This window comes from Mangrovimicrobium sediminis (assembly GCF_004745945.1).
Lineage (GTDB): Bacteria > Pseudomonadota > Gammaproteobacteria > Pseudomonadales > Halieaceae > Mangrovimicrobium > Mangrovimicrobium sediminis.
In genome coordinates this window covers 1-3577 of the sequence record NZ_SRLE01000032.1, presented here as the reverse complement: position 1 = coordinate 3577, position 3577 = coordinate 1, and the positions used below count along the sequence as shown (strand labels likewise).

Here is a 3577-nt window from a genome sequence, read left to right as displayed (position 1 = left end):
GATGATCGCCGGCCCCGTGGTGCTGGCCATCGGCGCGGGATTGTATTTCCTGCTCAACGCGCACCTGGTCGCCACCGACAACGCCTATGTACAGCAGGACAAGATCTCGGTGAGTGCCGAGGTCGGCGGGCGCATCGTCGAGGTGGCGGTGGCGGAAAACCAGCGCGTGGAAAAAGGCGATTTGCTGTTTCGCATCGACCCTGAACCCTACGAGCTAGCGGTGCAGGAGGCGCGCGCCGCTATCGCCATGGCCAAGGCCAGGGTGGAGGAATTGCAGACGGTGTACGACACTTCCAACGTGGATATCGAGAGCGCCGAGGAAGACATCGCCTACTACCAAAAGGAATATCGCCGGCAGCTGGAACTGGTGAAGACCAGCGTCGGCACCGAGGCCGCCCTGCAGGCGGCGGGCGCGGGCGGACGCCGCCCGGGCACGGGCCGCGCTGTCGACCGGCGGGGTGGAGCAGGGCGATAACCCGCAGGTGTGGGCGGCGCAGGTACAACTGCAAAAGGCGCAGCTGAATTTACAGCGCACCGAGGTGCGCGCCCCGGCCAGTGGCGTGGTCAGCCAGGCCGAGCGGCTGCAGGTCGGCCAGCTGATGGTGCAGGGGCTGCCCGCGGTGACCATCGTGCGCACCGGGCACAGCTGGGTGGAGGCGAATTTCAAGGAAACCGCGCTGTCCAGAATGCATCCCGGCCAGCCGGCGGTGATTCGCGTGGATACCTTCCCGGATCTCGAACTGCACGGCAAGGTGCAGAGCATCGGTGCCGGCACCGGCTCGGAGTTCGCCATCCTGCCGGCGCAGAATGCCAACGCCAACTGGGTGAAAGTCACCCAGCGTGTGCCCGTGCGTATCAGTATCGATGAGCGGCCGTCACGCGAGTTGATCGCCGGCCTGTCCGTGCATGTCCGAGTCGATACCAGCCAGTAAGCCGGTCGAGGACCGGGCGACACTCGAGACTCGCCACACCGGCCTGTTGATGACCGCGGTGATGGGCGTGTCCATCATCCAGTTCCTCGATGCCACCATCGCCAACGTCGCCCTGCCGCACATGCAGGCCAGCCTCGGCGCCTCGCTGGATACCATCGCCTGGGTGCTGACCAGCTACATCATCGCCACGGTGCTGATGACGCCGGCAGTGGGCTGGATTTCCGACCGGCTGGGGTCGCGGCGCGTCTTCCTCTGGGCGGTCACCGGCTTCCTGCTCACCTCCATGCTCTGCGGCGCCGCCACATCGATGTTCGAGATGGTGCTGTTCCGCGTGCTGCAGGGGTTCTGCGCGGCGTTTATCGGGCCTATGTCGCAGACCATCATGTACGATATCAACCCGCCCAGCAAACAGCCCCGCGCGGTGGCCATCTGGGGCATGGTGGTGATGGTGGCGCCGATCTGCGGCCCCATGCTGGGCGGCCTGCTCACCGAGTCGCTGAACTGGCGCTGGGTGTTCTACGTCAACCTGCCGATCGGCATTCCCACCCTGGCGGTGCTCTTCTGGCTGCTGCCCTCGCGGCCGCAGAGCGAGCGCCGGCTGGACCGCTTCGGTTTCGTCATGCTGGCCCTGGCGCTGGTGTCGCTGCAGTTGATGCTGGACCGCGGGCAGAGCAAGGACTGGTTCAGCTCGCCGGAAATCCTCATCGAGTTGCTGTTGGCGCTCGGTGCCTTCTGGGTGTTCTTCACCCACACCCTGACCACCAACAACCCGCTGTTCCCCGCGGGACTGTTGCGCAACCCCGGTTTTCTCGCGGGTTTCGTTTTCATGTTCGTGCTCGGCGTGGCCAATATCGCCATCGCCTCTGTGCAGCCGATCATGTTCCAGAACGTCTATGGCTACGGCCCCTGGGACACCGGCCTGTTGCTCATGCCGCGCGGTATCGGCGTGATCATCACCATGACCATCGTCGCGCGCATCATGGACAAGGTGGACGCGCGCTACCTCATGGTGCTGGGCTTCGGCGTGGCCAGCTTTGCCCTGTGGATGATGTCGCAGTGGGCGCTGGAGATGGGCCGCGGCCCGATCCTGCTGGCGGGCTTCATCCAGGGCCTGGGATTGGGCCTGACCTTCATGCCGATGAACGTGGCCGCCTTCATGAGCCTGGAGCCGCGCTACCGGCCGGACGGCTCCAGCCTGCTCAACCTGATGCGCAGCGTGGGCGGCAGTTTCGGTATTTCACTGATGGTGACGTACATCTCGCGCAACACGCAGACCAGCCACGCGGACATGGCCGGGGCGATCACGCACACCAGCCTGCCGGGGGTGGACCCGCAGGTGTTTACCGATCGCCTGGGCGTCTACGGCTCGGCACTGTGGCAGCTGGCAGACCTGGAAATCACGCGGCAGTCGCTGATGATTGCCTACCTCGACAACTTCTACCTGATGGCGATCCTGGTCATGGTGGTGGCGTTGGGGACACTGCTGTTCAAGCCCATCCGCATTCGCACGGACGGGCAGGAGCAGCAGCTGTGAAGAACAGTCTGGAGGAGAGCTTGAAGGAGAGAGCGGAGCGGTGCGCGTCAGCCCAGGGCGTCGGCGTCGGCAACGGTGGGACGGCTTTCGCGCGTGGCACGCATCACTTTTTCCGGCTCGCCGTAGTCGCTGATCTCGATGTAATCCGTGTGCACCGCCTTGATTTCGGCGGCGAAGGGGAATTCACCGAGGGACGGCACGCGGTAGCTGACCGTGTCACCGACCTTGAAGGTTTCGGGCTCGAAGTTGAACTTGTACGGGCAATCGCCGCTACCCATTCCCATCATGACTGTGTACCTCTGGGGGAGACTGCGCGCCTGTGGGGGCGCTGTTATTCCTGTTGTCCGGGCCATGCTGCCAGCCCGTTCCGGGGCTGTTATATCAGCCGGTTTCGGGACTGTAGTCCCGGGCGCCGACGGCCTGAAGCATGGCCACGCGTCAGCTGGGAGTCTAGGATAATCGGGCCGGTGGCTCAAGCGGCCCGCCCGGGGCTGCTACTGCCGCCGGTGCGTAAATATCCGCGAAAACGAATCACGAAAAACCGATGGAGTTGTAACAGATAATGACCGCCATGTCCGTCAGCGAGGCCGTCGCCAGCCGCCGCACCATTCGCGCCTTCCTCGAGCGCCAGTACGCCGCCATGGGTATCGCCCGCGACGACGCGTCGGCGCGCCAGGCGGCGGTGGCCGGCAACCTGTCGTCCTTCGGCGCACCGGTGCTGCTGCTGTGCTACTTTCCGCGGGTGATGGGCCCGCCGCAGTGGTCCGACGTGGGCATGTGGCTGCAGACCATCATGCTGCTGCTGCGCGAGGAGGGCCTGGACAGCTGCCCGCAGGAGTTCATGTCCATCTACGCGCGGCTGATCAAGGAACACATCGGCGTGGACGACGCCACGCATATCTTCTTCTGCGGCATGGGTATCGGCTATCGCGACCCGGACGCACCGGTGAACGGCTTCGAGCGCGCCCCCGTGCCGCTGGAAGAACAGGTGCGTTTTCTCGGCTTCTGATTGACGACAAGGACTACTGGCATGCGACAAGAAAAATCATACTGCCGCCTGTGTCTCGGGTTTTGTGGCCTGGTGGTGGACATCGACGACGATGAACAGGTG

General features: G+C 64.5%; 4 protein-coding genes and 1 pseudogene. 4 read left to right on the top strand and 1 reads right to left on the bottom strand.

Going from position 1 to position 3577, the window contains the following annotated elements:
- From E4634_RS21745 to E4634_RS21035, 3 genes and pseudogenes are all read left to right on the top strand, one after another.
- Positions 1 to 475, top strand: a pseudogene (locus tag E4634_RS21745) (hypothetical protein); the annotation flags it as partial.
- Complete coding sequence (locus E4634_RS21740) at positions 459 to 932, top strand: HlyD family secretion protein (RefSeq protein WP_206046980.1); 474 nt, start codon at positions 459 to 461, stop codon at positions 930 to 932. The pseudogene E4634_RS21745 and the gene E4634_RS21740, both read left to right, overlap by 17 nt.
- Positions 907 to 2466, top strand: a complete 1560-nt coding sequence (locus E4634_RS21035) for a DHA2 family efflux MFS transporter permease subunit (RefSeq protein ID WP_135446653.1) — start codon at positions 907 to 909, stop codon at positions 2464 to 2466. The genes E4634_RS21740 and E4634_RS21035 overlap by 26 nt, the downstream gene beginning before the upstream one ends.
- A 47-nt stretch (positions 2467 to 2513) precedes the next feature.
- On the opposite strand, the gene E4634_RS21030 is transcribed toward E4634_RS21035, so the two are convergent.
- Positions 2514 to 2753, bottom strand: a complete 240-nt coding sequence (locus E4634_RS21030; protein ID WP_135446652.1) for a hypothetical protein — start codon at positions 2751 to 2753, stop codon at positions 2514 to 2516.
- 275 nt (positions 2754 to 3028) lie between these two features.
- Between E4634_RS21030 and E4634_RS21025 the strand changes: the two genes are divergently transcribed.
- Positions 3029 to 3475: a nitroreductase family protein gene (locus tag E4634_RS21025; RefSeq protein ID WP_206046979.1), complete on the top strand. Its 447-nt coding sequence runs from the start codon at positions 3029 to 3031 to the stop codon at positions 3473 to 3475.
- Positions 3476 to 3577: the final 102 nt, after the last annotated feature.